This window comes from Spirosoma sp. 48-14, assembly GCF_001898575.1.
Lineage (GTDB): Bacteria > Bacteroidota > Bacteroidia > Cytophagales > Spirosomataceae > Spirosoma.
In genome coordinates this window covers 1-3,461 of record NZ_MKUD01000082.1, presented here as the reverse complement: position 1 = coordinate 3,461, position 3,461 = coordinate 1, and the positions used below count along the sequence as shown (strand labels likewise).

The following is a 3,461-nucleotide window of genomic DNA, read 5'->3' as shown; positions in this document are numbered from 1 at the left end:
CAGGAATCTTATTTTGACAATATCACGACCACCAGCACTTCTTACGATTCATCGGGTAACTCAATGACCGAGACTATGGAGAAGACCTTCAATCAGGATAACAACAACCTGATGAGTGAGAAGCGTACATCGGCAGATGGGAAGGTATCTGAGACGGTCTATCAATATGCTGCAGAGAAGAACAATACGAAGCTATTGGGCGCCAATATGTTTTCGGTACCGCTGGAAGTGAGCCAAAAACAGGATGGAGTACAGACGGGCAAGCTGGAGACCAGATATGATCAGTCAGGCAATTATTTTCCGTCATCGGTACAGTCTTTCGGGATCAATAATGTGATCACCGGTGAGCAGACCAATGATATCTATGACACTATGGGGAATGTACTGCAGACCACTAATAAGTCGGGCGTGCCGACCGCTATCATCTGGGGTTATGACAGCACCCAGCCTATTGCAAAGATAGAGGGTTTGGGCTATAACACGATGCTTGCACTCATGGGACAGAGCGATGCTTCCGGTCTTGAGATTGTACAGAAATCCAACCAGGATATCAGCAGTACGGACAATACGAATGAGCAGCTGCTGAGAGATGCGCTGGAGACCTTCCGCAAGAAGCCGGAGTTCAAAAATTACCTGATCACCACTTACACCTATGACCCATTGATCGGGGTGAAGAGCGTGACATCACCGAACGGTTTTACAGAATACTATTTCTATGACAACCAGAACCGTCTGATAAGGGTAGAAGATGCCAACCACAATGTGATCAGGGAGAACAAATATCAGCAGAATGTTTATACCAATTAAAAACAATAACCACAAATGAAACGATACTTTATCTATATATTACTGATGCTTGCCGCTATTGGAGAGTTCAGTGCCCAAAGCTTCACGCCTAACCAGACCTACACCTACAGCCGTACTTACCTGGAGCCTGTTACCTATAATGCATCAAACCCTGACTCCAATAACAGCAAAAAACAGATACAATCCGTACAGTATACCGACGGATTAGGGAGACCTGTGCAGGATATCGCCATAGGCGCTACTTATAGTGGACAAGATATGATCACAGACTATTTCTATGATCCTGTAACAGGCAGGCAGACAAAGCAATATCTTCCGGTTACCAAAGCCGGCACTTCGGGAGCTATGCAAAGCGTATCCGAAGCGGATATCAACAGCTATTACGGCGTATCCAACGCGTTTGCGGAAGTGAAGACCGAAGACTCGCCGCTTAGCCGTCCTGTGGAAACAGCCGCCCCTGGCGATGCGTGGAAAATGTCCGGCGGAAAGACCAAAAAAGTAGAGTACCTCTTTATCGGGCAGAATGAGATCAAGCAATACACCGCTGTTTCCGATGATGACGAGAGCGTCTTTCAGCCGGCTGTTGCCCAAACGCAGAACTATGCCAAGGGCTCGCTTCATAAGCTCGTATCTACGGATGAGGACGGGAATGTATCCGTGGTGTATAAAAACTCCATGGGTCAGACGTTGGTTACCCGCCGGGAAAACGGAACGGAGAAGCTGGATACGCACTACCTCTACAACCAGTATGGGCAGCTGGTGATGATCATCCCGCCAAAAGCCTCTGCATTGGGAACGCTGGATCAGGGAGCTAAAGATGAGCTGTGCTACATCTACCGCTACGACAGCAAAGGCAGGCTGATAGAAAAGAAGCTGCCGGGCAAGGGCAAAGAAGAGATGGTGTATGACAAGGCTGACCGGCTGATCCTCTACCGGGATGCTGTAATGAGGGCACAGGACAGATGGCTCATCACTAAGTATGACCAGTTCGGCAGGGTGTTGTACACCGGTTTTATGAACGGAGGAACCCGGTCGCAGCAACAGAACATCATTGCCAATATGGTGATTACGGAATCTCCACATAGTACGGGATTCTCCAGAAACGGCTTGCAGATCTATTACAGCAATGGGTACTTCAGTTACCTGGATACCGTTCTGTCGGTCAACTATTATGACACCTATCCTGTAGGAACACCGGCTAAGCCTTCATTAATAACAGAAGCAAGCCTTTCTTCCGACAACCTGGCAAGCCAAAGCACCAAGACACTCCCAACAGCGTCCTATGTGAAGAATATCTCCGATGACAAGTGGACCAGGACCTACTATTGGTATGACCAGCGGGGCAGAAGTGTAGGCGCGGAGGAGATCAACCACCATGGCGGTATTACGGTCACTCACACCGTGCAGAACTGGGCAGGTATCACCGAAAAGGTGGAAACCGAACATCAGCGGCTTCCAACCAGCGCTAAAGTAACCGTGAAGGAACGCTTTGTGTACAATGACCGCAATTATCTGAAAGAGCACTACCACCAGGTGAACAGCAACCCGGAAGAGCTGTTGGCGAAATATACTTACAACGAGCTGGGACAGGTTATTAATAAGCAAGTGGGCAACAACCTGCAGAGTATAGATTATAATTATAATGTACGCGGCTGGCTGACGGATATCAACAATGTCAATACCCTTGGCAGCAAGCTGTTTGCTTACCACATCAACTATACCCAGAGAGACGGCCTGGAAACCCCGAATCTGGATTTTCCCACTTATAAAGTACAGCCCCGCTACAATGGGAACATTACCGAGACGGTGTGGAAAGCCATGGATGTCAGCGGACAGGTGCTGTACAGCAGCCCGGAACGCCAGGGCTATGTGTATGACGGCGCCAACCGCCTGAAGGCAGGCTTCTACCAGCTGCCGGACAATCCTGCAGCCAAGGCCAACAGCGAGATCATAGAGAACTATGATAAGAACGGCAATATCATCAATCTGAAAAGGACAAGCAGTAGGATCAAAGGAGCCGTGAAGATGATGGACAACCTGACCTATAATATCCAGGGGAACCGCATCACATCCGTTACAGATGCTTCCGTAAATCCCGGTGGCTACGAAGGCGGCGGCGGTCTTATAGAATATGACACCAACGGCAACATGACTAAGATGCCTGATAAAGGTATCACGAATATCAGCTATAATTACCTTAATCTGCCGGAGACGATAGAGCAGACCAATGTCTCTACATTCTACTACCGTGCGGATGGTGTGAAGCTGAAGAAGAAATTTGTTCTGAATAACGAAACCGGCAGCCACACGATCAATACGGAGTACCTGGATGGCTTTGTATATACCACCATGGTAACAGGGCTGTTGAGAGAGGCTCTGGAAGTTCAGGACCCAGCGACCCAGGATGTGAGGTATGCCCGCCAGGAAGAAGCCTTTGCCGAGCCGGAAGCTATGGTAATAGACCCGGGAGGACCTTTGGACGCAAGTTTGGGATTGTCGTACTTCCCGACCTCTGAGGGCTACTACGATTACATTAATAATAAGTATATTTACCAGTACAAAGACCATCTGGGTAATGTTCGTTTGAGCTACGCAAAGAACCCGGACACGGGCAGCGCAGAAGTTCTTGACCGTAATGATTATTATCCATTTGG

The 3,461-nt window shown here is 48.5% G+C and carries 2 protein-coding genes; both read left to right on the top strand.

The genetic code is table 11. The annotated features are described in order from the left end of the window. The coding region (locus BGO59_RS33450; RefSeq protein ID WP_293691579.1) for a hypothetical protein at positions 1-807 on the top strand (807 nt) is incomplete at its 5' end. Between the two features lie 15 nt (positions 808-822). Then, a partial coding sequence (locus tag BGO59_RS33445; RefSeq protein WP_293691577.1) for a DUF6443 domain-containing protein occupies positions 823-3,461 on the top strand: 2,639 nt, incomplete at its 3' end.